This window comes from Domibacillus sp. 8LH (genome assembly GCF_038806185.1).
In the GTDB taxonomy this organism is placed as follows: domain Bacteria; phylum Bacillota; class Bacilli; order Bacillales; family Domibacillaceae; genus Domibacillus; species Domibacillus indicus_A.
This window is the reverse complement of record NZ_JAVJNG010000117.1, coordinates 1-277: the sequence shown is the minus strand read 5'-3', so window position 1 is coordinate 277 and position 277 is coordinate 1. Positions and strand designations below refer to the sequence as shown.

The 277-nt window shown below is 42.6% G+C and carries 1 tRNA gene and 1 rRNA gene; both read left to right on the top strand.

From position 1 onward, the window contains the following. A 5S ribosomal RNA gene (gene rrf / locus RG959_RS25710) occupies window positions 1–75 on the top strand; the annotation flags it as partial. Between the two features lie 129 nt (window positions 76–204). Beyond that, a tRNA-Asn gene (locus RG959_RS24055) sits at window positions 205–276 on the top strand. Window position 277: the final 1 nt, after the last annotated feature.

The window sequence follows — 277 nt, the reverse complement described above, 5'->3', positions numbered from 1 at the left end:
GAACACGGCCGTTAAGCTCTTCAGCGCCGATGGTAGTTGGGGGTTTCCCCCTGTGAGAGCAGGACGCCGCCTGGCAAAAGAATTACATATGCTGCTCTTTTTATGGTTGCAAATACATAAAAAGCAACATTAATTCTTAAATAGTTATTGACTAGCTAACAAAAAAATGATAATATACAATAGTTGTCGTTAAAATATTTTTATTCCGCAGTAGCTCAGTGGTAGAGCAATCGGCTGTTAACCGATCGGTCGCAAGTTCGAGTCTTGCCTGCGGAGC